Raw genomic sequence first — 20,765 nt, 5'->3', positions numbered from 1 at the left:
CCAGAAATGAAAATGCCGGCCTGATGGCCGGCATTTTTTTGCCTCTCTCACGGACTGTTATACTTGAAACACTCTGTTAAAAAGCGAGGTCACCCTTGAGAATCGTCGCCGTTCTGCTTGCCGTCTGGATGCTCTGCGGCTGTGGCAGTATCATCAGTCGCGCCGTGCCGGGGCAGGGACATGGCAATCAGTATTACCCCGGCGTGCAGTGGGATGTGCGTGACAGGCCGTGGCGCTTTATTCTGATGCTCGATCTGCCGTTTTCGCTCATCTTCGACACGCTGTTGCTACCGGTCGATATGCATCACGGCCCGTATGAATAACGCTTAGCGGGTGGTATCCCATTCGTCCGCCGCGGTGCGCCCCTCTTCGGTGTCCAGCGGCGGCTCCAGCTGAAACTCGCCTTCATCCCACTCATGCAGCGTATTCTCTTCCTGCCACTCCTGGCGCAGTTCAATCTCGTCGAAATCGCCGTCAAACACGCTCTGCGCGGCGTCGCCGGTCAATACGGTCAGACAGTCGCCTTCGTCGGTTTCATTGGCGAAGAACTCGACCTGCCACATAATTTCCCCATCCTGCAGCACATATTTTTGCATATTGAACAGCTCGACAACCGCGTCCTCTTCCTCGATTGCCGGATTCGCGGCGAGGAACTCTTCGCGTGCTGCGTCAATGGCTTCTTCAAGCGTGGCGTACATAGTCATAGCTTTCTCCCTGAACGGACATGGTTGTTTCAGGAAAGAATAGTCGAAGATCAGGATTTGCAAGAATGAAGGCGAAAAAAATGGCGGGAGAAGCAACGCCCGCAACGTGGCGCGCTGCGGGCGGGGTGATTAATAGCGAGACGGTACGCCTTCCGGGCGCGTCTTGAAGCGGCGGTGCAGCCACATATACTGATCCGGGGCCATCAGAATGCACTTCTCCACCACCTTATTCATCCAGGCGGCGGTCTCTTCGGCGCTGCCAACAGGCGGCGCACACTCCGGCTCCAGCGCAATCAGCTCATAACCGCTGCCATCCGCCTTGCGGCGCGGTACGAACGGCACGATGCAGGCTTTCGACGTTTTCGCCAGCATCCAGGTGCCGGAGGTGGTGGCAGCCTGATCAACCGCGAAAAACGGCACGAATACGCTGTTACGCGGGCCATAGTCATGGTCAGGCGCGTACCAGATGATTTCGCCGCCTTTCAGCGCGCGGATCATGCCTTTAAGATCTTTACGATCGAGCATGGTTTTATTGGAGCGCAGGCGTCCCCAGGTTTGCAGCCAGTCGAGCAGCGGGTTGTCGTTAGGGCGATAAACTCCGATGCCCGGCGTATGCATTCCGAAGATGCGCGCGCCCAGCTCCAGCGTCAGGAAATGCACGCCGATCAGCAAAATGCCCTGTTGCTGCGCCAGCAGCGCTTTGACGGGGTCGACGCCGGAAACCTCCGTCCAGCGCGCAACGCGCCAGTTGGGCCAGAACCAGGCCATACCGGTTTCCATCAGCCCCATGCCGACCGATTCGAAATTCTTCACTACCAGCGCCTTTCGCTCGGCTTCGCTCATTTGTGGGAAGCAGAGTTCAAGATTGCGATGCGCGATACGCGCGCGGCGTTTCATCACCCGCATCGCCAGGCGGCCAAGCCCACGCCCCAGGCGCCAGATGACCGGGTAGGGGAGCAGCACGACGAGATAGAGCAGGCCAATGCCAAGCCAGGTCAGCCAGTAACGGGGGTGCAGCAGTGCGCGAGAAAATTGCGGTAAATGCGTCATGAAAATTCCATTAATTGCAGGCGAAGCCCTTTCACGGCCGGTATTGTGACATTTTTTTGCGAACGACCAAAATTCTCTGCCGTTCACGCCGCGACGCCGGGGGAAGATAAAAGCGCTAAGGTGTGGAAAATGTAGCGCAAAATGTAGGGATGTAAATTAACGGTAATTGCTATATGATGCCGGCCGTTATTTATTCCCCCACCGATAGCAGGAAAGTACACCATGCCAGTGTTACACAACCGCATATCGAATGAGGAGCTGAGAGCGCGCATGCTGGCCGAAACCGAGCCGCGCACCACTATCTCATTCTATAAGTATTTCACCATCGACGATCCGAAAGCGACGCGCGACGCGCTCTATAAAGCGTTCACCGAACTCAATGTTTTTGGCCGTATTTATCTGGCCCATGAGGGTATCAACGCGCAAATCAGCGTGCCGGAAAGCAACGTCGAGGCGTTTCGCGCCGCGCTGTATGGTTTCCACCCGGCGCTGGACGGGCTGCGTCTGAATATCGCGCTGGATGACGATGGAAAATCCTTCTGGGTGCTGCGCATGAAAGTGCGCGATCGCATCGTGGCGGACGGCATCGATGACCTGACTTTTGACGCAAGCGACGTGGGCGAATACCTTAAGGCGGCGGAAGTCAACGCGATGCTCGATGACCCGGATGCGGTGTTTATCGATATGCGCAACCACTACGAATATGAAGTGGGGCATTTCGAGAATGCGCTGGAGATCCCGGCGGACACTTTCCGCGAGCAGTTGCCGAAAGCGGTGGAGATGATGCAGGAGTACAAGGACAAGAAAATCGTCATGTACTGCACTGGCGGGATCCGCTGTGAAAAAGCGAGCGCATTCATGCGCCATAACGGTTTCCAGAAAGTCTGGCATATCGAAGGCGGCATTATTGAGTACGCCCGTAAAGCGCGCGAACAGGGGCTGCCGGTACGTTTTGTCGGCAAAAACTTCGTGTTTGACGAACGCATGGGCGAGCGCATCTCGGAAGATGTTATCGCGCACTGCCACCAGTGCGGCGCGCCGTGCGACAGCCACACCAACTGCAAAAATGACGGCTGCCATCTGCTGTTCATTCAGTGCCCGGCGTGCGCTGAGAAATTTGCCGGTTGCTGCAGCGAGCTGTGCAAAGAAGAGATGGCCCTGCCGGAAGAAGAGCAGCGCCGCCGGCGCGCGGGTCGTGAAAACGGCAATAAAATCTTTAATAAATCCCGCGGGCGTCTCAACACCACGCTCGGCATTCCGGACCCGGAATAACCCGCAGGCGTAAAAAAACCGGTCAGTTGACCGGTTTTTTATGCCGTAAAGGCGATTACTTCTGCTTCACGCCTTCCACAGAGATAATCAGATCCACTTCCTGGGAGGCCGGCCCCAGATCGGTGGTAATGTTGAAGTCTTTCAGCTTGATTTTCCCTTCCGCTTCAAAGCCCGCGCGCTCGCCGCCCCACGGATCTTTACCCTGGCCCAGCAGTTTCGCTTCCAGCGTTACCGGTTTGGTCACGCCGTTCAGAGTCAGGTCGCCAGTGATATCCAGTTCATCGCCATCTTTTTTCACGGCGGTCGACGTGAAGGTCGCTTTCGGGAACTTCGCCACGTTCAGGAATTCCGCGCTGCGCAGGTGCTTGTCGCGCTCGGCGTGGTTCGTGTCGACGCTGTTGGTATTGATGGTGACGTTGACTTTATCCGCCGCCGGATTTTTCTCATCAAACGTGAACGTGCCGTCGAAATCGCGGAACGTACCGTAGAGCCAGCTGTAGCCCAGATGCTGGATACGGAAGTTGACGAAGGCATGCTGGCCTTCTTTATCGATCTTGTAATCAGCGGCGACGGCTGAGCCGGTCGTGAACAGCAGGGCACCCAGAGTGACCCCCAGCAGGCTTTTCTTCATATTTCGCTCCATGGTTAGTGTGACGCTTTCCCGAGCATCCGCTTCAGGGTGACGTCTTTGTCGACAAAATGGTGTTTCAGCGCGGCCAGCGCGTGCAGGACCGACAGGCCCACCACGCTCCAGGCGAGCCACAGATGGATATCACCAGCGAGATCCGCCTGCTCGCCCGCGCCGCTCACCAGCGCCGGTACCTCGAACAGCCCGAAGACGGAGATCGGTTTGCCTTCCGCCGTCGAGATCAGATAGCCGCTGATAAGAATAGTAAACAGGATCAGGTAGAGCATGACGTGTACCGCAACGGCGCTGAAATGCGTCAGGCGTGAATAACTGGCGAGGGGCGGCGGGGGCGGAGAGATAAAGCGCCAGACCACGCGCACCAGCAGAAAGACAAACAGAATGATACCGATGCTCTTGTGAATTTCCGGCGCCTGGTGATACCAGACATCGTAATAGCCGAGCGACACCATCCACAGCCCGAGCGCAAACATGCCGTAAACCGTCAGCGCCATCAGCCAGTGAAGCAGTACTGAGAAATGTCCATATCGTGTTGGTGAATTACGCCACTGCATGATTATGCGTCCGCAAGTAAGAATGACTCAAACAGTGGCGTTTAGACGAAGTAAAAGCAAACCAAAAAAACAAAACAAATTGTTCAAATATTTTGAAGATAAAGCATTCGCAAAGAAAATTCGTTAATTGATTGTTAAAACCGCTACAGGCAGCGGGAATATCCTATATCATTTGAGTATAAACGCCTGGCGACGAGGCGGTGAGATTGTTTAGCCACCAAATAGTTTAGTGATTTATCAGCTTTTGTCAGTCTGGCGTCAATATATTTGATTGTCGATACGAAAACGAAAACCGGGCGCTGTCACGGCCCGGCTTGCGGTCAGTTATGCAGAAGCGGTAAAACGCGCCAGGGAGAAAGGAGAGAGATCGAATTCGTGCGGCTTACCGGCGGCGAACCGCGCGGCAATCTCGCCAAGCACCGACGCGAACTTAAAGCCGTGGCCGCTCAGCCCCGTCACCAGCAGCACGTTGGGGGTATCGGGCAGGGTGTCGATAATAAAATCCTCATCCGGCGTATTGTCATAGGTGCATGATGCGCCGTACAGACAGCCGCCAATGCCTGGCAGGAAGTGGCGCAGGAACGGGAAGACTTCCGCGCCGTCGGTCGCCACCGCGCCAAAAGGCACGCGCTCTTCGGGGCGTGAAATAATCTGTCCGCCGTTATGCTTACCAATTTTCAGCTCGTTGTTTTCCGCCGGGAAGCCATAAAACTGGTCGCCGTTCGGCATTTCGCCCGTGAAAGCCGGAAAACGGTTGTTAGTGCTGTAGCGGCCATCCGCCTGATACCAGGCGAAGATTTTACGCACCGGCGTCACTGGCAACCCCGGCACCAGCCGCGACACCCAGGTCCCGGCGCTGATAAGCGCTTTGCGGGCGTGGTACACGCCGTCGGCGGTGGTGACGCGCACGCCCTCTTCGGTGGCCTCAAACCCGCTGACCGGGCAGTTAAAGAGCTGCGCGCAGCCCGCTTCTTCGGCAAGGCGAATATACGTAGCGATCGCTTTTTCACTGCGCAGCACGCCGGAATGGGGTTCAAACAGGCCGAGATAATTTTCCGGCAGGCGGATTTCCGGCCAGCGCGCCATCACCTCTTCACCGGTCAGTTTCTCCAGCGGGAGCTGCCAGCGCGCGGCGCTGTCGGCAACGTTCGCGAGAAAGGGGGAATCGGCCGGGCCAAGATTAATAACGCCGGTACGCTCGAAAATACGCTCGCCGCCGAGTTCCTGTAGCTCGTCCCACAGCGCCTGAGCGCGCAGCACCAGCGGAACATAGCGCTCGCCTTCGCCATAGGCATGGCGGATAAGCCGCGTGTCGCCGTGGTGGCTCCCCTCCTGATGCGGCGGGTGAGCGCTGTCTGTCATTAATACGTTAAGCCCGGCGCGGGTAGCGTAATAACCGGCCGCTGCGCCTGTTGAGCCGCTGCCGATGATAATCAGATCGTATTCCATGAAATTACTCCGCGAAAACCATTGGTTAGCAGAGTAATTAAGAGCAGGACAATTCTCAAGCGGGAAAAAATAAAGGCACCCCGGAGGATGCCTTTGAGTTATAAGAAAAGCACGGTATCAGTGCTTGCGATAATCGCTTTCCTGGTACTCACCGGATTCAATTTTTGCAATGCCGGCTTCTAAGATGGAAATAAATTGTCTTGCTACATCAGTGGTCAACCATAATGTCTGGCCGACTTCGGTCGCTTCGCGATCCGCCTGCGGAGAGGATTGATAGTGCAACCGCAGCATCAGTGCGTCATAGCTGTCGACGGTGCTGATGTCCCATCCAACAAGGGGATGCGTCTGTATTACTTCATTTTTTTCCATCATAACCCCCTTTATACGTGTTTATAGACAACGACTCATGAGGTTCAATGCGTGATTTCTTATCTCTGAAGCAAATAAAGTATATCAACCAATAAGGGAAAATGGGGAGGAAATAAATACCCTGAAACACATTTTTTTCAAAATTTGAATTAACTGAACAATAAAACGGCAGATTATTCGCAAATTTTTGTTAAGCATCGCGATCAATGAGACAAATGCTGAAAAGAAAAAAACGGACTATTGCAGAAAAAGGCGGGACAAATATAAAAAAACCGGGCGGCGAAGCCCGGAAAACTGACACCATAGAGAAGAGGGATACGAGGGTTAATCAGCAGAAAACCAGTCGTCAGCGCTCTCCCAGGTTTCCTGGAGAATTTCGCTGATGCGATCTTTATCTTCTTTCGCGCCACCCAGTACCGACAACTGATTCGCAGCGGCATAGCGCACGCTCACGTGGTTCGGCATTTCCGGAAAATGGCTTTCAATACGGCGGGATAGCTCGCTGGCCAGCGCGTCGATAGCGCCTGGCGGTAACGGCGTGGTTTTGGCGATAGTCACTTCAATACGCATAACAACCCCCTGTTAATCATACTGTATATATATACAGTTTAAAGATGAGGCATGCAACAGGGGGCCGTGATTTTTTTGCAGGCTTTAGCCTTTTACCGTCCAGCGAACCGCTTCGCCCGCAAGGAACGGCACCAGCGTGTCGCCTGCGATTTCAATGGTTTCTGGCATGACGCTCGCTTCACGCACCAGCTCGACGGTGCCGTCATTTACCGGCAGACCGTAAAAGCGCGGGCCGTTGAGCGAGGCGAAGGCTTCAAAGTGCGCCAGCGCGTTCATCTCTTCAAAGACCGTAGCGTAGGCACCGAGTGCGGAGGGCGCGTTAAAACAGCCCGCGCAGCCGCAGCTCGCCTCTTTACGATGACGCGCATGGGGGGCAGAGTCAGTACCGAGGAACACACGCTCGCAGCCGCTCGCTACCAGCTCGCGCAGCGCCTGCTGATGCACGTTACGCTTAAGGACAGGCAGACAATAGAGGTGCGGGCGAATACCGCCTGCGAGCATATGGTTGCGGTTGAACATCAGGTGCTGCGGCGTAATGGTCGCGCCCAGACGCTCGTTGCCTTCACGCACGTAGTCAGCGGCGTCTTTGGTGGTGATATGTTCAAACACGACTTTAAGCCCCGTCAGGCGCTGTCTGAGCGGCTCCATCACTGTCTCAATAAACCGCGCTTCGCGATCGAAGATATCGATGTCGCTGTGGGTCACTTCGCCATGCACCAGCAGCGGCATGCCGAGCTTTTCCATGCGCTCCAGCACCGTCATGATGTTATCCACGCTGGTGACGCCGTGGCTGGAGTTAGTGGTGGCGTTAGCCGGATAAAGTTTGGCGGCGGTAAAAACGCCTTCGTTAAAGCCGCGCTCCAGTTCGTCCGCGTCCAGCGTGTCGGTCAGGTAGCAGGTCATTAACGGTTCGAAGGTGTGGGTGTCGGGTACGGCGTCAAGGATGCGCTGGCGGTAGGCGATAGCGGCTTCCACAGTGGTGACCGGCGGCGCCAGGTTTGGCATGACGATAGCGCGCCCGTATGTTTCGCTGGTGTAAGGCACGACGGTTTTCAGCATGTCGCCATCGCGCAGATGAACATGCCAGTCGTCGGGGCGGCGGATTTTTAAAACCTGGGGTTGTGCAGTCATGGAAGGCTCCGGCTTGAGGAAACAGTCAGTAATGGCTGGTTTTATGCCGGGCACTAAGGATAAGCGTAAACGTTTTCCTTTGCATCCTTTTCATGAAAATTCGGGGGCATCGCGCCCCCGGAATTTTTTAATCGGTAAACGGAATGACGATTTCGCCGGGTTTCACCTCCAGCCCTTTGGCGAATTTTTTCGCCAGCGCCTCGCCGTTGGTGCGATCTTCGCTCAACACATACGCCGGACGCTGTTCGAAGTAGCTGCGCAGCGACTTATTCAGATACGGCATCAGGGTTTCGAGCACCGGCGCCATTTTGTCCGGCGTCACGCTGCTGTCGACAATCTCCATTTCACGCAGATAAATCGCGCCCTTGTCTTTATCGAATGAGGGCAACGCCTTGAGCTTCAGCTTCACCAGCGCTTTCTGGTTGCCGAACAGCGACCTCATATCGAGGCTCGCATCGCCAGTCAGCGTGACTTTATTGGGCTCTTCGCGGCCGATCGCGCTGCTGAGATTGGTTAAAACGATATGCGCGTCCGCGACGCCCGGCAGGCCGATATCTTTCGCGTAGTTATTCCGCTTTTGCAGCGCCTGGTTGATGTCCTGTTCGGTGACGGTGTACTGCGTGAGCTGGTTACATCCCACCAGCAAGCCGCTGACGATAAGCGCTGCGGCGACTAACATTTTTTTCATGAGCTTCCCTCGTTCTGGTGCTGTCGGGCGATCCTGACACAAAGCAGGATGCCCCGCCAGTGGAAGCGGCAAAAGCGGATTCGGCTTAAAACGCCGGTGGGAGCCACCGGCGTGCAGGTCAGATAGCCATTGAGGAGAGCAGATTAATTTGCGTCTGCTTGGCCATGTTGTCGCGGTAATCGGCAACGCGGGTAGGGTAGTTGACGCCCGCCACCAGCGTCAGGTTACGCAGCACCGGGAAGAGGTGTATGTCATCTTCGGAAAGCTCGCCGTTCACGGCGTTTGGCTGGACGATAAGCTTATCGAGCGCGCGCAGGTCGTCGCTGATATTTTTGATAAGCCCCGCAGAGTGCGCCATATGGTCCTCAAACGAGCCAATCGCCGCCTCTTTTTTCTCGGTAAAGTAACGGCGCGCTTCCGGCGTGGCGAATTCATCAAACGCGGCTTTGGCGAAACGCGGCAGCAGCAGGCGGTTAACATAGCCATTGACGCGGCGCAGCCACTCCTCGATCGCCGGGTTACGCTTGCCGGTCAGCAGCGGTTTGCCGTCAAGGTTATCGACGTAATGAACGATGTCCATACTTTCCGGCAGGTAGCGACTGTCGTCTTTTTGCAGAATCGGGGCCATTTTCTGGCCAATCATGCGGGTGGGAGTGGCTTCGTCATCGCTGGACATCACGATAAGCTCCACCGGAAGGTTCTTGAGCCCGAAAATCATGCGCGCTTTCACACAGAACGGACAGTGATCGTAAATATATAACTTCACGTTTCTCCTCCTGCTCAGGTTACTGATTTTTCAGTATGGTGGAGAAAACGCAGGGGAGCAAATCGCCCCCCGCGCATCAGGCTTCCGGCTCCAGCAGCCCCGTTGTCAGGCGTTTCTGGCTGAACTGCCACCAGAGCATCATAAACGTGCCGAGGCCGATAATGCCGAGCATAGCCCAGGGCAATTCTGGCGTGTTGAGCGCGCGGCCAGCGTCAAACAGCCAGCCGCCGCCTGCGTAGCCGAGCGCGCCGCCAAAGGCGAGCCCAAGACGGCTAAAGCCCATATAGCTGCCGCGCGCGCGGGCGTCCGCCAGCGACGCGCTCAGGGTTTCACGCGCCGGTTCGGCGATAATCGAGCCGAGATAAAAGAGGCAGATAAGGGTAAAGAGTTGTTGCAGGTTGTCTGCAAGGCCGATTGGCACCAGGCTTAGCGTCATCACCAGCAGCCCGGCCATCAGCCGCTGCTCCAGGCGAAAGCGCTTTTCGCTCCAGCGCGCCAGCGGGTAGAGCAGCGTCAACGACAGCACGGCTTCAATGGCGTACATCCATTTCACCGCCGCCGGTTCGCCTGCGATATCGTTGACCATAACCGGCAGCATCAGCATCACCTGTACCGCCAGCATGTAGTAGCCGGTCAGCGTCAGCACATAGGTGACGAAGCGTTTGTCGCGCAGCACCCGGCCCATGCCTTCGCGCAGCGGCGTGCGTACGGTAGAGAGCTTCCAGTCCGGGAGCAGCCAGGCGTTAAACGCGGCGCAAACCACAAACAGCAGCGCGCCTACGCCGCACACCAGGCGGAAATCATATTGCAGCAGCCAACTGCCGATAAGCGCGCCCGTCACGGCGCCGGCGCTGTCCTGCATCATCAGCAGGGAGAAAAAGCGGCCCCGCTCCTGCGGGCGTACCAGCTTCACGACCAGCGCCGAGCGCGGCGGGTCGAAGAGCGTGCCGCCAAGCCCTGACAGCACACAGGAGACCCAAAGCACCCACGGCTCGTGGGCGATAGCCATCGTCGCGAAACCTGCCGCGCGCAGCAGCATGCCGGTGACAATCATCGGCCGCGCGCCCAGACGATCGGCGATAGCGCCGCCGAAAATACCGAGCCCCTGTTGCACAAGCTGGCGCAGACCGAGCGCGATGCCCACCATCAGCGCGGCCCAGCCGAGGTTGTCGACAAAGCGGATAGAGATCAGCGGAAAGACGACAAAAAAGCCCAACACTACGAGCATATTGTCAATTAACAGGAAATATTTACCCAGGCTTCTTGCCTGCGACACGCTGGACATTTCCCCTCCAGGGAAAAAAGCGAAGAGACAGACTATCTTACGGCCTGGCGCGTCCGTTGGCGGTGTTTTGAGCGACAATATTTTTTTATCGATCGCTATGATTGATTCATGAAATTCATCGTTATGCCGCGCGGCACGTCAAAGAATGGCAGGTTGCTGTTTTCACTGTTTTGTTTACCGCGGTTATAGTAAAACGTAAGGCCCGCGATGGCGCGCTGTCCGGGGCAGGAATCAGGAATAATGCCGAGAAAGGAGCAGGGTATCGATGTTTGGCTACCGAAGTAACGTGCCGAAAGTAAGATTAACGACGGATCGCCTGGTGGTGCGGCTGGTGCACGATCGCGACGCGTGGCGGCTGGCGGATTACTACGCCGAAAATCGCCAGTTCCTGAAACCCTGGGAGCCTGTTCGCGATGAAAGCCACTGCTACTCCTCTGGCTGGCAGGCGCGGCTTGGCATGATCAACGAACTTCACAAGCAGGGCAGCGCCTTTTATTTCGCGCTGCTCGACCCGGACGAAAACGAAATCCGCGGCGTCGCGAATTTTTCCAACGTGGTGCGCGGCTCATTCCACGCCTGTTATCTCGGTTATTCGCTGGGCGAAAAGTGGCAGGGGCAGGGCATGATGTTTGAAGCGCTTACCAGCGCCATTCGCTATATGCAGCGCAGCCAGCATATGCATCGCATCATGGCCAATTATATGCCGCATAACCAGCGCAGCGGCGACCTGCTGGCGCGCCTCGGCTTTGAAAAAGAAGGCTATGCCAAAGATTACTTACTGATTGACGGCGTCTGGCGCGACCACGTGCTGACCGCGCTGACCGCGCGTGAATGGACGCCGGGGCGCTGAGGAGAAAACCATGAAACATCAGTTCAGCGCGCTGGAAGCGCGCGTCATCGGCTGCATGCTCGAAAAACAGGTCACGACGCCGGAGCAATACCCGCTCTCGGTCAACGGCGTGGTAACCGCCTGCAACCAGAAAACTAACCGCGAGCCGGTAATGAACCTGAGCGAAGCGCAGGTGCAGGAGACGCTCGATAATCTGGTGAAGCGGCACTATCTGCGCACCGTCAGCGGTTTTGGCAACCGGGTCACCAAATATGAGCAGCGCTTTTGCAACTCGGAATTTGGCGATCTGAAATTCTCGCCTGCTGAAGTGGCGATTGTCACCACGCTGTTGCTGCGCGGCGCACAGACGCCGGGCGAGCTGCGCAGCCGGGCTTCGAGAATGCATGAGTTCAGCGACACAGCGGCGCTTGAAGGCGCGCTGGAGACGCTGGCGAGCCGCGAGGATGGCCCGTTTGTGACGCGTCTTGCGCGCGAGCCGGGCAAGCGCGAGAGCCGCTATATGCATCTGTTCTGTGGCGAGCCGGATGCTGCGGCGTTTGCCACAAGCGAAGATACCCCGGCGGCGGATACCGACGCCTTAACCGCGCGCGTCGAGGCGCTGGAGCTTGAGGTGGCTGAATTACGCCAGCGCCTCGAATCACTGTTGGCACACCTGGGAGAATAATCGTGGCGAAATTACGCGTAGGGGTAGTGGGGCTTGGCGGCATCGCGCAGAAAGCGTGGTTGCCGGTACTGTCGCAGGCGACGGACTGGACGCTCGCGGGCGCATTCTCCCCGACGCGCGCCAGGGCGCTGCCGGTCTGTGAGGCGTACCGTATCCCGTATATCGATTCGCTTCAGGCGCTGGCGGCGCAGTGCGATGCGGTCTTCGTGCACAGCGCCACCAGCAGCCATTATGAAGTGGTGAGCGAGCTGTTAAACGCGGGCGTGCACGTCTGCGTGGATAAACCGCTGGCGGAACATCTCGCCGACGCCGAGCGCCTGGTGGCGCAGGCGAAACAACGCAATCTGACGCTGATGGTCGGCTTTAACCGCCGTTTCGCGCCGCTGTATCGCGACCTGAAAGCGACACTCGGCGCCGCCTCGTCGCTGCGCATGGACAAACACCGCGCCGACAGCGTCGGCCCGCACGACCTGCGCTTTACGCTGCTTGACGATTACCTGCATCTGGTGGATACCGCCCTGTGGCTTGGCGGCGGCGAAGCGACGCTCGCGAGCGGCGCGCTGCACACCACCGCGCAGGGCGAGATGTGGTATGCCGAGCACCATTTTCGCCGCGGCGATCTTTCCATCACCACCAGCATGCACCGTCGTGCGGGCAGCCAGCGTGAATGGGTGCAGGCGGTAACCGACGGCGCGCTGATTGACGTCACCGACATGCGCGACTGGCGCGAAGAGCGCGGCGCAGGCGTGGTGCATCGTCCCGTGCCCGGCTGGCAGAGCACGCTGGAGCAGCGCGGCTTCGCGGGCTGCGCGCGGCATTTCATCCACTGCGTGCAGAATCAGACGGTTCCGGAAACCGCAGGCGAGCAGGCGCTGACCGCCCAGCGCGTGGTGGAACGGTTGTGGCGCGAGGCGATGCGCGAGTAACCACGGCGCGCATCTGCCAGTAGTATTTCCCTTTCAGTCGAGTAGACTAAGCGCTTCGCTGAAAAGCCCCTGACGCCTGCCCTGCAGGCGTCAGTGTTTATGGGAAAGAACAAGAATGAATTTACTGAAGTCGCTGGCTGCGGTCAGCTCAATGACGATGTTTTCCCGCGTGCTCGGGTTTGCACGCGACGCCATTGTGGCGCGGGTGTTCGGCGCCGGTATGGCGACGGACGCCTTTTTCGTCGCCTTTAAGCTGCCGAACCTGCTGCGCCGCATCTTTGCCGAAGGCGCGTTTTCGCAGGCGTTTGTGCCGATCCTCGCCGAATATAAAAGCAAGCAGGGCGAAGACGCCACGCGGGTCTTTGTCGCTTACGTTTCCGGCCTGCTGACGCTGGCGCTGTTTATTGTGACAATCGCCGGTATGCTGGCGGCCCCGTGGGTGATTCTGGTTACGGCGCCGGGCTTCGCGGATACGGCGGATAAATTCGCGCTCACCACATCCCTGTTGCGCATTACCTTTCCTTATATTCTGCTGATTTCGCTGGCCTCCCTCGCGGGCGCCATTCTTAACACCTGGAACCGCTTTTCGGTGCCGGCGTTCGCCCCGACTTTCCTGAATATCAGCATGATAGGCTTTGCGCTCTTTGCCGCGCCGTACTTTAACCCGCCGGTGCTGGCGCTCGCCTGGGCGGTGACGGTCGGCGGCGTGCTGCAACTGGTCTATCAACTGCCGCACCTGAAGAAAATCGGCATGCTGGTGCTGCCGCGCATTAACTTAAAAGACGCGGGCGCAATGCGGGTGGTGAAGCAGATGGGGCCCGCCATTCTTGGCGTATCGGTGAGCCAGATCTCGCTCATCATTAACACTATTTTCGCCTCATTTCTGGTCTCCGGCTCGGTCTCCTGGATGTATTACGCCGACCGCCTGATGGAGTTCCCGTCCGGCGTGCTGGGCGTCGCGCTCGGCACCATTCTGCTGCCGTCGCTGTCACGCAGCTTCGCCAGCGGCAATCATGACGAATATTCGCGTCTGATGGACTGGGGGCTGCGCCTGTGCTTTTTACTGGCGCTGCCGAGCGCTGTAGCGCTGGGAATTCTCGCAAAGCCGCTTACCGTGTCGCTGTTCCAGTACGGTAAATTCTCCAGTCACGATGCGAGCATGACGCAGCAGGCGCTGGTGGCGTATTCGGTGGGGCTGATGGGGCTGATTGTGGTGAAGGTACTGGCGCCAGGGTTTTATTCGCGCCAGGACATCAAAACGCCGGTTAAGATAGCCATCGTGACGCTTATCATGACGCAACTGATGAACCTGGCGTTTATCGGGCCGTTGAAACATGCCGGACTGGCGCTTTCCATCGGCCTTGCGGCTTGCCTGAACGCGAGTCTGCTCTACTGGCAGTTACGTAAGCGCAAAATTTTCCAGCCGCAGCCCGGGTGGGGCGCGTTTCTCGCGCGACTGGTTATCGCGGTGCTGGTGATGGCCGCCGCGCTGCTGGGTGTCATGCACCTGATGCCGGACTGGGCGCAGGGCACGATGCCGCTGCGGCTGTTGCGTCTCGCGGCTGTTGTGGTGGCGGGCGTTATCGCCTATTTCGCCACGTTAACGCTGCTTGGCTTCCGCGTTCGCGATTTTGCGCGCCGCACGGCCTGAGCCCGCTACACGCCAACGCGCCGCGCTTATCGCCCGGCGCGTTTTTTTATCGGCTTTTTTCAGGCGGCATAGTGCAGACGTGCGAAAACCTTCCGGCAGGTTTCCCTGCCAGAAGGGGTATGATTATCCACTGCCTTGCGGTCAGATGGCGATTTTCTTCCCGCCGCGATGCATATTCGCGGACGTCTGCCCGTTAGCGCCATACAGCGCCGGCTCCTGCAGCGGCTTTAACACCGCCAGAGCCTGCTGGTTGCGGGCCATTTGCCCTTCGAGCAACCAGCCGTTATGCAGATTCATATCGCGCAGGTGCAGGGTTTTCTGAGTAATCGTCTGCCAGCGCGCGGCCACGTCCGGCGGCGCGACGCGGTCCGTCTTTTGTTCGCTGCGGCGCTGCTGTTCAAGGTAGTCCAGCGTGGCCAGCAACGAGCTTTTCTCCTCGGTGATGCGCTGAAGCGCACTGCCGTTAAGACTGCCCGCGGATAACTGTTGCTGCTCCGCGTCCATCACAGACTTCAGCGAATTCAGTACAGTTGTCATTTGGTCTAACACTTCTGACAGACGGCTCATAAATTATTTATCCTGCAAGTAACTCTGAGCTTCCTGGATAAGCGCATCGGCGATTTTGCCGGTGTCCATTTTCAGCTCGCCATTACGAATGGCGGCCTTCAGCGCTTCCACACGCTCAACGTTGATGTCATCAGCGCCTGGCTTCATCAGTTTTGCCTGGGCGCCGCTAAGGGTGACGCTGGCGCTGCCTGCCGCGGTGGTTTCCGTCTGGCGGGCTTTTGGTGCCTGCGGTTCACTGTTTTCGCGCGGTTGCACCGTACTCACTGGCTTCAGGGGGGACGTGCGTTCAATGCTCATTGATTTTTTCCTCATAGAGGGGCTCGCGGCGTAGAGCCGATATCCATCGTTAGTTGATTAACTATATCGGCAGCCACGATGAATTCTTTATAAAGATTACAGGTTAATCAGAATAATCCCATCAGAACCCACGATGCCGCTTACCACCTGGCCTGAGGCCATTCTGACCCGGGCGTTTTGCGCCACCGCCGCATTGTTTAAGGCCCGGCCTTCGCCATTAATGCTAAAGCCTTCGCCGTTGGCGATTATCTGTACCTGCTGACCCGCTTTTACACGCCAGGACTGGCGCACCATCGTCAGCATTACCGGCTGATCGGGCGCGAGGTCACGCAGGGTAACAGCTTCGCGCGCCTGGTCAAGATTGAGCATAGCTTTTGGGGGCAGGAGATCCAGACGGCCGCGTTCAAGGCGGACGTTGGACTCGTTCAGCATGCCGCCGCGCGCGACAGGCTGACTGGCCACCACATAGTTCCCGAAGGCCTGAACGTTGACCTGCATATACCGTTTTTCACTGCCGCAGCGCACCAGCACGCTGAGGTTTCCCCACAGACGGGCGTTGCCCGGCAGGCTGAAATCAGGATTGTCGCAAATCAGTCTCTGCGGCTCCGGCGTTTTCACCGTCACCACTACCGCGTCGCTAATGCCTGCAAGACGCTGAAGAAAGAACGGCGTCAGCTGGGCGTTAAGCGTATCGGCGAAAAGGCCCGGGCTTAACAGCAGTAAACCCGCGGCGAGACAGTATTTCAGGCTCTTCATTGCACTTCTCCACTTTCGGAACAGGGAGGATTCTACTCTGCTCTGTTTTTGTTCAAGGCAACAAATAGCGACGCATTTTGCGTTTATTCCAACGATAACGCACGCGTGAGGGGCGATAAGCTTTGCACACTCACCAGACTAAGTGGAGGAATCATGCTCGATAAACTGGACGCCGCGCTGCGCTTTCAACAGGAAGCTATCAATTTACGCGCTCAGCGTCAGGAGATTCTGGCGGCCAATATCGCCAACGCCGATACCCCAGGTTATCAGGCGCGCGATATTGATTTCGCCAGTCAACTGAAAAAAGTGATGGATCAGGGCCGCGCGTCAGGCAGCACCATGACGCTCGCCGTGACCTCATCACGCCATATCCCGGCTCAGGCGTCCACCGGCGCTTCTCTTGATTTGCTTTACCGCGTGCCGGACCAGCCCTCGATGGATGGCAACACCGTCGATATGGACCGTGAGCGTACCCAGTTTGCCGACAACAGCCTGAAGTATCAGACCGATCTGCAGGTTCTCGGCGGCCAAATCAAGAGCATGATGTCCGTGCTGCAGCAACAGTAAGGGTTAAAACGCGATGGCGCTTTTAAACATTTTCGACATTGCCGGCTCAGCGATGACCGCGCAATCCAAACGCATGAACGTGGCGGCCAGTAACCTTGCCAACGCCGACAGCGCGACCGGGCCGGATGGACAGCCTTACCGCGCCAAGCAGGTGGTTTTCCAGGTGGATGCCGCGCCAGGCGCCGCGACAGGCGGTGTGAAGGTAACGGATGTCGTGGAAAGCCAGGCGCCGGACAAGCTGGTTTATGAGCCAGGCAACCCGCTGGCGGACGCCAAAGGGTATGTCCGTATGCCGAACGTTGACGTGGTGGGCGAGATGGTGAACTCCATGTCCGCCTCCCGCAGTTACCAGGCCAACGTTGAAGTGCTGAATACCGTGAAAAGCATGATGCTGAAAACGCTCACGCTCGGTCAATAAAGGAGAGAGTTATGTCGGTGACATCAACTATTAATGAGAATTACAGCACCAGCAGTGCCGCCAGCGCGACCTCCAGCAGCAGCCTGACCGGGAGCAAAGCGTCTGACCTGCAAGGCAGCTTCCTGACGCTTCTGGTGGCGCAGCTGAAAAACCAGGACCCGACCAACCCGATGCAGAACAACGAACTGACCACGCAGCTTGCGCAGATCAGTACGGTGAGCGGCATCGAGAAACTGAACACCACCCTCGGATCTATCTCCGGTCAGATCGATAACAGCCAGTCGCTTGCGGCGAGCGCGCTTATCGGTCACGGCGTGATGATCCCGGGCAGCACCATTCTGACCGGCAAAGACACCACGACACCGTTTGGCGTCGAGTTGCAGCAGGCCGCAGATAAAGTTACCGCGACTGTCACTGATAAGAGCGGGAAAGTCGTTCGTACCATCGAGATCGGCGCGCTGAGCGCAGGTGTCCATACCTTCTCTTGGGATGGTTCGATGAGCGACGGCACTAAGGCGCCGGATGGCTCCTACAACGTCTCCATTGCCGCAAGCAACGGAGGCACTCAGCTGGTCGCGCAGCCGCTTAACTTCGCGATGGTAAACGGCATTACGCGAAGCAACGGTTCGAACCTGCTGGATCTGGGCACCTACGGGACTGCCTCACTCGACCAGGTACGGCAAATTATTTAAGCCTTCAATCTTATCAGGAGTAAGAAATGGCCTTTTCACAAGCGGTCAGCGGTCTGAATGCTGCCAGCACCAACCTCGACGTTATCGGCAACAACATTGCCAACTCCGCCACTTATGGTTTTAAGTCTGGTTCCGTCTCTTTCGCCGACATGTTCGCCGGCTCGAAAGCGGGCCTGGGCGTTAAAGTCGCGGGTATCACCCAGGACTTCGGCGACGGCGTGACCACCAACACCGGCCGTAAGCTTGACGTGGCTATCAGCCAGAACGGTTTCTTCCGTCTGGTCGACAGCAACGGCGGCGTGTTCTACAGCCGTAACGGCCAGTTCAAACTGGACGAAAACAGCAACCTGGTCAACATGCAGGGCATGAAGGTAACCGGCTATCCGGCAACCGGCACCCCGCCGACCGTACAGCAGGGCGCAGATCCGGTCTCACTGACCATCCCGACCGCGCAGATGCCGGCAAGCAAAACCACCAGCGCGAACTTCGTGATGAACCTGAACTCCGCTGACGATGTTCCGGCGCAGTCTCCGTTCGATCCGGCTAACTCCAGCACCTTTAACAAAAGCGTGCCGCTGACTGTTTACGACACCCTGGGTAACGAACACAACCTGAAGCTGTACTACGTGAAAACCGCGGATAACAAGTGGGATGTCTACAACATGGACACCAGCGTAAGCTCCGCGACCCCGACCACGCCGCTGACCAGCCTGACCTTCAGCGACAGCGGCGCCCTGACTGGCGTGACCAACGCGGCTCCGGCCGGTACGCAGCAGGTGCCGATCGCAGTGGCGGCCCTCAACGGCTCTGCGGCGTTCAGCTTCAGCATGAACCTGACTGGCACCACCCAGCAGAACTCCGGCGCCAACGTGCTGCTGACCTCAAACCAGGACGGCTACAAGCCGGGCGACCTGGTCGGTTATGAAGTGACCGAAGACGGCAGCCTCGTCGGCAACTACTCGAACGAGAAGAGCCAGTTGCTGGGTCAGATCGTTCTTGCGAACTTTGCTAACCCGGAAGGGCTCTCTTCTCAGGGCGACAACGTCTGGTCAGCAAGCACCGCCTCCGGCGTGGCGCTGCTGGGCTCTGCGGGCACCGGCAACTTCGGCAAGCTGACCAGCGGCGCGCTGGAAGCGTCTAACGTCGACTTGAGTAAAGAACTGGTCAACATGATCGTCGCGCAGCGTAACTATCAGTCGAACGCGCAGACCATCAAGACTCAGGACCAGATCCTCAATACCCTGGTTAACCTGCGCTAATTGTCTGAAGGGATGGCTTAATGGATCACGCAATTTATACCGCCATGGGCGCAGCCAGCCAGACGCTGAATCAGCAGTCTGTCACGGCAAGCAACCTGGCCAACGCATCAACGCCTGGCTTTCGCGCTCAGCTCAACGCGCTGCGCGCCGTGCCGGTAGAAGGGCTGTCATTGCCAACCCGTACGCTGGTCACGGCTTCCACCCCTGGCGTGAATATGAGCCAGGGGTCGCTCGACTACACCTCCCGTCCGCTGGACGTTGCCATTCAGGGCAGCGACGGCTGGCTGGCGGTGCAGGCACCGGACGGCACCGAAGCGTATACCCGCAACGGTAACATCCAGCGCACGGCGACCGGCCAGCTCACCATCCAGGGTAATCCTGTGATGGGCGAGGGCGGTCCGGTCGTGGTGCCGGAAGGCGCGGAAGTCACGATTGCCGCCGACGGTACGATCTCCGTACTGAACCCGGGCGACGCCCCGAACACCATTGCGCCGGTTGGCCGTCTGAAGATGGTTAAAGCCAGCGCGCAGGAAGTGGTACGCGGCGACGATGGTCTGTTTCGTTTAAACCAGCAGGCGCAGACCGCCCGCGGCGCGACGCTACAGGCCGACCCGACCATCAGCCTGATGTCCGGGGTGCTGGAAGGCAGTAACGTGAAACCCGTGGAAGCAATGACCGACATGATAGCTAACGCCCGTCGCTTTGAGATGCAAATGAAAATCATCACCAGCGTCGATGAGAACGAGCAGCGCGCTAACCAGTTATTGTCGATGAGTTAATCAACAGGACGACCCTATGATCAGTTCTTTATGGATTGCCAAAACCGGCCTCGACGCCCAGCAAACCAATATGGACGTTATCGCCAACAACCTGGCGAACGTCAGCACCAACGGTTTCAAACGTCAGCGCGCGGTGTTTGAAGATCTGCTTTATCAAACCATCCGCCAGCCGGGCGCGCAGTCGTCTGAACAGACCACGCTGCCTTCCGGCCTGCAGATCGGTACCGGTGTGCGCCCCGTCGCCACCGAGCGTCTGCACAGCCAGGGCAACCTGTCTCAGACCAACAACAGCAAAGATGTCGCGATTAAAGGCCAGGGCTTCTTCCAGGTTCTGCTGCCGGACGGCACCTCCGCGTATACCCGCGACGGTTCTTTCCAGGTCGATCAGAACGGCCAGCTGGTGACCGCAGGCGGTTTCCAGGTGCAGCCCGCCATCACTATCCCGGCGAACGCGCTGAGCATCACCGTCGGTCGCGACGGCGTGGTGAGCGTGACCCAGCAGGGAACGGCGGCGCCGGTTCAGGTTGGCCAGATCAACCTGACCACCTTTATGAACGACAGCGGTCTGGAAAGCATTGGTGAAAACCTCTACACCGAAACCCAGTCCTCCGGCACGCCGAACGAAAGCACGCCGGGTCTGAACGGTGCAGGGCTGCTGTATCAGGGTTATGTCGAAACCTCTAACGTCAACGTGGCGGAAGAGCTGGTCAACATGATCCAGGTGCAGCGCGCTTACGAGATTAACAGTAAAGCGGTTTCCACCACTGACCAGATGCTGCAAAAACTGACGCAACTCTAAAGCCTGTTTCGGTGTGGCGTGACGCCACACCGAACGCCACTACTGAAGATGAAAGC

General features: G+C 57.8%; 26 protein-coding genes. 12 read left to right on the top strand and 14 right to left on the bottom strand.

The window, feature by feature from the left end:
- The first annotated feature begins 128 nt into the window (after nucleotides 1–128).
- Nucleotides 129–323 (top strand): YceK/YidQ family lipoprotein, encoded by a 195-nt coding sequence (locus AFK63_RS11110; protein WP_369832612.1) that lies wholly within the window; start codon nucleotides 129–131, stop codon nucleotides 321–323.
- Nucleotides 324–326: 3 nt separating this feature from the next.
- Here AFK63_RS11110 and AFK63_RS11105 read toward each other — a convergent pair whose 3' ends face one another.
- On the bottom strand, nucleotides 327–704 hold the full coding sequence (locus AFK63_RS11105; protein WP_038863658.1) for a MysB family protein: 378 nt from the start codon (nucleotides 702–704) through the stop codon (nucleotides 327–329).
- Between the two features lie 129 nt (nucleotides 705–833).
- Nucleotides 834–1,754: a Kdo(2)-lipid IV(A) acyltransferase gene (locus tag AFK63_RS11100; protein WP_038863657.1), complete on the bottom strand. Its 921-nt coding sequence runs from the start codon at nucleotides 1,752–1,754 to the stop codon at nucleotides 834–836.
- A 222-nt stretch (nucleotides 1,755–1,976) separates the two neighbouring features.
- Here AFK63_RS11100 and trhO point away from each other — a divergent pair, with 222 nt between their 5' ends.
- A complete protein-coding gene (gene trhO / locus AFK63_RS11095; RefSeq protein ID WP_038863655.1) occupies nucleotides 1,977–3,026 on the top strand; it encodes an oxygen-dependent tRNA uridine(34) hydroxylase TrhO in 1,050 nt (349 codons plus the stop codon).
- 55 nt (nucleotides 3,027–3,081) lie between these two features.
- Here trhO and AFK63_RS11090 read toward each other — a convergent pair whose 3' ends face one another.
- The 9 genes from AFK63_RS11090 to mdtH form a co-directional block, all read right to left on the bottom strand.
- Complete coding sequence (locus AFK63_RS11090; protein WP_038863653.1) at nucleotides 3,082–3,657, bottom strand: YceI family protein; 576 nt, start codon at nucleotides 3,655–3,657, stop codon at nucleotides 3,082–3,084.
- 14 nt (nucleotides 3,658–3,671) lie between these two features.
- Nucleotides 3,672–4,226, bottom strand: a complete 555-nt coding sequence (locus AFK63_RS11085; protein WP_038863652.1) for a cytochrome b — start codon at nucleotides 4,224–4,226, stop codon at nucleotides 3,672–3,674.
- A 324-nt stretch (nucleotides 4,227–4,550) separates the two neighbouring features.
- Nucleotides 4,551–5,675 (bottom strand): N-methyl-L-tryptophan oxidase, encoded by a 1,125-nt coding sequence (solA, locus tag AFK63_RS11080; protein ID WP_038863650.1) that lies wholly within the window; start codon nucleotides 5,673–5,675, stop codon nucleotides 4,551–4,553.
- 117 nt (nucleotides 5,676–5,792) lie between these two features.
- The gene (bssS, locus tag AFK63_RS11075) at nucleotides 5,793–6,047 is read right to left on the bottom strand and encodes a biofilm formation regulator BssS (protein WP_023898967.1); all 255 of its coding nucleotides are present in this window, start codon (nucleotides 6,045–6,047) and stop codon (nucleotides 5,793–5,795) included.
- Nucleotides 6,048–6,368: 321 nt separating this feature from the next.
- The gene (dinI, locus tag AFK63_RS11070; protein WP_038863649.1) at nucleotides 6,369–6,614 is read right to left on the bottom strand and encodes a DNA damage-inducible protein I; all 246 of its coding nucleotides are present in this window, start codon (nucleotides 6,612–6,614) and stop codon (nucleotides 6,369–6,371) included.
- An 84-nt stretch (nucleotides 6,615–6,698) separates the two neighbouring features.
- The gene (gene pyrC, locus AFK63_RS11065) at nucleotides 6,699–7,745 is read right to left on the bottom strand and encodes a dihydroorotase (protein WP_038863648.1); all 1,047 of its coding nucleotides are present in this window, start codon (nucleotides 7,743–7,745) and stop codon (nucleotides 6,699–6,701) included.
- A gap of 127 nt (nucleotides 7,746–7,872) precedes the next feature.
- A complete protein-coding gene (locus tag AFK63_RS11060; RefSeq protein ID WP_038863647.1) occupies nucleotides 7,873–8,433 on the bottom strand; it encodes a lipoprotein in 561 nt (186 codons plus the stop codon).
- A gap of 118 nt (nucleotides 8,434–8,551) precedes the next feature.
- On the bottom strand, nucleotides 8,552–9,199 hold the full coding sequence (gene grxB / locus AFK63_RS11055; RefSeq protein ID WP_038863646.1) for a glutaredoxin 2: 648 nt from the start codon (nucleotides 9,197–9,199) through the stop codon (nucleotides 8,552–8,554).
- Between the two features lie 76 nt (nucleotides 9,200–9,275).
- A complete protein-coding gene (mdtH, locus tag AFK63_RS11050) occupies nucleotides 9,276–10,484 on the bottom strand; it encodes a multidrug efflux MFS transporter MdtH (protein ID WP_038863644.1) in 1,209 nt (402 codons plus the stop codon).
- A gap of 265 nt (nucleotides 10,485–10,749) precedes the next feature.
- On the opposite strand from mdtH, the gene rimJ reads away from it, so the two are divergent.
- From rimJ to murJ, 4 genes are all read left to right on the top strand, one after another.
- Nucleotides 10,750–11,334 carry a ribosomal protein S5-alanine N-acetyltransferase gene (gene rimJ / locus AFK63_RS11045; protein WP_038863641.1) on the top strand — a complete coding sequence of 195 codons (585 nt, stop codon included), beginning with the start codon at nucleotides 10,750–10,752 and terminating at the stop codon, nucleotides 11,332–11,334.
- Between the two features lie 10 nt (nucleotides 11,335–11,344).
- Nucleotides 11,345–11,998 carry a YceH family protein gene (locus AFK63_RS11040; RefSeq protein WP_038863640.1) on the top strand — a complete coding sequence of 218 codons (654 nt, stop codon included), beginning with the start codon at nucleotides 11,345–11,347 and terminating at the stop codon, nucleotides 11,996–11,998.
- Between the two features lie 2 nt (nucleotides 11,999–12,000).
- Complete coding sequence (locus tag AFK63_RS11035) at nucleotides 12,001–12,924, top strand: Gfo/Idh/MocA family protein (protein WP_038863639.1); 924 nt, start codon at nucleotides 12,001–12,003, stop codon at nucleotides 12,922–12,924.
- 115 nt (nucleotides 12,925–13,039) lie between these two features.
- Nucleotides 13,040–14,575: a murein biosynthesis integral membrane protein MurJ gene (gene murJ, locus AFK63_RS11030; protein WP_038863638.1), complete on the top strand. Its 1,536-nt coding sequence runs from the start codon at nucleotides 13,040–13,042 to the stop codon at nucleotides 14,573–14,575.
- 141 nt (nucleotides 14,576–14,716) lie between these two features.
- Here murJ and flgN read toward each other — a convergent pair whose 3' ends face one another.
- The 3 genes from flgN to flgA all read right to left on the bottom strand — a co-directional run bounded on the left by flgN (nucleotide 14,717) and on the right by flgA (nucleotide 16,195).
- Nucleotides 14,717–15,142 (bottom strand): flagella biosynthesis chaperone FlgN, encoded by a 426-nt coding sequence (flgN, locus tag AFK63_RS11025; RefSeq protein WP_038863637.1) that lies wholly within the window; start codon nucleotides 15,140–15,142, stop codon nucleotides 14,717–14,719.
- Nucleotides 15,143–15,145: 3 nt separating this feature from the next.
- On the bottom strand, nucleotides 15,146–15,439 hold the full coding sequence (gene flgM / locus AFK63_RS11020; RefSeq protein WP_038863636.1) for a flagellar biosynthesis anti-sigma factor FlgM: 294 nt from the start codon (nucleotides 15,437–15,439) through the stop codon (nucleotides 15,146–15,148).
- A 96-nt stretch (nucleotides 15,440–15,535) separates the two neighbouring features.
- Complete coding sequence (flgA, locus tag AFK63_RS11015) at nucleotides 15,536–16,195, bottom strand: flagellar basal body P-ring formation chaperone FlgA (RefSeq protein ID WP_038863634.1); 660 nt, start codon at nucleotides 16,193–16,195, stop codon at nucleotides 15,536–15,538.
- Between the two features lie 153 nt (nucleotides 16,196–16,348).
- On the opposite strand from flgA, the gene flgB reads away from it, so the two are divergent.
- Genes flgB through flgG form a run of 6 tightly spaced genes read left to right on the top strand, consistent with a single transcriptional unit; the run spans nucleotide 16,349 to nucleotide 20,709 of the window.
- Nucleotides 16,349–16,762 carry a flagellar basal body rod protein FlgB gene (flgB, locus tag AFK63_RS11010; protein ID WP_038863631.1) on the top strand — a complete coding sequence of 138 codons (414 nt, stop codon included), beginning with the start codon at nucleotides 16,349–16,351 and terminating at the stop codon, nucleotides 16,760–16,762.
- Between the two features lie 13 nt (nucleotides 16,763–16,775).
- A complete protein-coding gene (gene flgC / locus AFK63_RS11005) occupies nucleotides 16,776–17,180 on the top strand; it encodes a flagellar basal body rod protein FlgC (protein ID WP_004385214.1) in 405 nt (134 codons plus the stop codon).
- An 11-nt stretch (nucleotides 17,181–17,191) separates the two neighbouring features.
- Nucleotides 17,192–17,872, top strand: a complete 681-nt coding sequence (gene flgD, locus AFK63_RS11000) for a flagellar hook assembly protein FlgD (RefSeq protein ID WP_038863628.1) — start codon at nucleotides 17,192–17,194, stop codon at nucleotides 17,870–17,872.
- A gap of 26 nt (nucleotides 17,873–17,898) precedes the next feature.
- Nucleotides 17,899–19,131, top strand: coding sequence for a flagellar hook protein FlgE (flgE, locus tag AFK63_RS10995; RefSeq protein WP_038863626.1), 1,233 nt, complete (start codon nucleotides 17,899–17,901; stop codon nucleotides 19,129–19,131).
- Between the two features lie 20 nt (nucleotides 19,132–19,151).
- The gene (locus AFK63_RS10990; protein ID WP_038863625.1) at nucleotides 19,152–19,910 is read left to right on the top strand and encodes a flagellar basal body rod protein FlgF; all 759 of its coding nucleotides are present in this window, start codon (nucleotides 19,152–19,154) and stop codon (nucleotides 19,908–19,910) included.
- A 16-nt stretch (nucleotides 19,911–19,926) separates the two neighbouring features.
- A complete protein-coding gene (gene flgG / locus AFK63_RS10985; RefSeq protein ID WP_007663430.1) occupies nucleotides 19,927–20,709 on the top strand; it encodes a flagellar basal-body rod protein FlgG in 783 nt (260 codons plus the stop codon).
- Nucleotides 20,710–20,765 lie beyond the last annotated feature (56 nt).

The sequence above is a fragment of the Cronobacter muytjensii ATCC 51329 genome, assembly GCF_001277195.1.
In the GTDB taxonomy this organism is placed as follows: Bacteria; Pseudomonadota; Gammaproteobacteria; order Enterobacterales; family Enterobacteriaceae; genus Cronobacter; species Cronobacter muytjensii.
Note: the sequence above shows the minus strand (reverse complement) of the source record. Positions and strands in the feature narration are given on the sequence as shown.

Bases quoted from the DNA above. Each gene is read 5' to 3' on its own strand.
- murJ (WP_038863638.1), top strand. From the start codon at position 13,040: ATGAATTTACTGAAGTCGCTGGCTGCGGTCAGCTCAATGACGATGTTT.
- flgB (WP_038863631.1), top strand. From the start codon at position 16,349: ATGCTCGATAAACTGGACGCCGCGCTGCGCTTTCAACAGGAAGCTATC.
- rimJ (WP_038863641.1), top strand. From the start codon at position 10,750: ATGTTTGGCTACCGAAGTAACGTGCCGAAAGTAAGATTAACGACGGAT.
- flgD (WP_038863628.1), top strand. From the start codon at position 17,192: ATGTCGGTGACATCAACTATTAATGAGAATTACAGCACCAGCAGTGCC.
- AFK63_RS11100 (WP_038863657.1), bottom strand. From the start codon at position 1,754: ATGACGCATTTACCGCAATTTTCTCGCGCACTGCTGCACCCCCGTTAC.
- bssS (WP_023898967.1), bottom strand. From the start codon at position 6,047: ATGATGGAAAAAAATGAAGTAATACAGACGCATCCCCTTGTTGGATGG.
- flgE (WP_038863626.1), top strand. From the start codon at position 17,899: ATGGCCTTTTCACAAGCGGTCAGCGGTCTGAATGCTGCCAGCACCAAC.
- flgC (WP_004385214.1), top strand. From the start codon at position 16,776: ATGGCGCTTTTAAACATTTTCGACATTGCCGGCTCAGCGATGACCGCG.
- flgM (WP_038863636.1), bottom strand. From the start codon at position 15,439: ATGAGCATTGAACGCACGTCCCCCCTGAAGCCAGTGAGTACGGTGCAA.
- AFK63_RS11040 (WP_038863640.1), top strand. From the start codon at position 11,345: ATGAAACATCAGTTCAGCGCGCTGGAAGCGCGCGTCATCGGCTGCATG.
- mdtH (WP_038863644.1), bottom strand. From the start codon at position 10,484: ATGTCCAGCGTGTCGCAGGCAAGAAGCCTGGGTAAATATTTCCTGTTA.
- AFK63_RS11085 (WP_038863652.1), bottom strand. From the start codon at position 4,226: ATGCAGTGGCGTAATTCACCAACACGATATGGACATTTCTCAGTACTG.
- dinI (WP_038863649.1), bottom strand. From the start codon at position 6,614: ATGCGTATTGAAGTGACTATCGCCAAAACCACGCCGTTACCGCCAGGC.
- AFK63_RS11090 (WP_038863653.1), bottom strand. From the start codon at position 3,657: ATGAAGAAAAGCCTGCTGGGGGTCACTCTGGGTGCCCTGCTGTTCACG.
- flgN (WP_038863637.1), bottom strand. From the start codon at position 15,142: ATGAGCCGTCTGTCAGAAGTGTTAGACCAAATGACAACTGTACTGAAT.
- AFK63_RS11060 (WP_038863647.1), bottom strand. From the start codon at position 8,433: ATGAAAAAAATGTTAGTCGCCGCAGCGCTTATCGTCAGCGGCTTGCTG.
- solA (WP_038863650.1), bottom strand. From the start codon at position 5,675: ATGGAATACGATCTGATTATCATCGGCAGCGGCTCAACAGGCGCAGCG.
- flgA (WP_038863634.1), bottom strand. From the start codon at position 16,195: ATGAAGAGCCTGAAATACTGTCTCGCCGCGGGTTTACTGCTGTTAAGC.
- AFK63_RS10990 (WP_038863625.1), top strand. From the start codon at position 19,152: ATGGATCACGCAATTTATACCGCCATGGGCGCAGCCAGCCAGACGCTG.
- flgG (WP_007663430.1), top strand. From the start codon at position 19,927: ATGATCAGTTCTTTATGGATTGCCAAAACCGGCCTCGACGCCCAGCAA.
- pyrC (WP_038863648.1), bottom strand. From the start codon at position 7,745: ATGACTGCACAACCCCAGGTTTTAAAAATCCGCCGCCCCGACGACTGG.
- AFK63_RS11110 (WP_369832612.1), top strand. From the start codon at position 129: ATGCTCTGCGGCTGTGGCAGTATCATCAGTCGCGCCGTGCCGGGGCAG.
- trhO (WP_038863655.1), top strand. From the start codon at position 1,977: ATGCCAGTGTTACACAACCGCATATCGAATGAGGAGCTGAGAGCGCGC.
- AFK63_RS11105 (WP_038863658.1), bottom strand. From the start codon at position 704: ATGACTATGTACGCCACGCTTGAAGAAGCCATTGACGCAGCACGCGAA.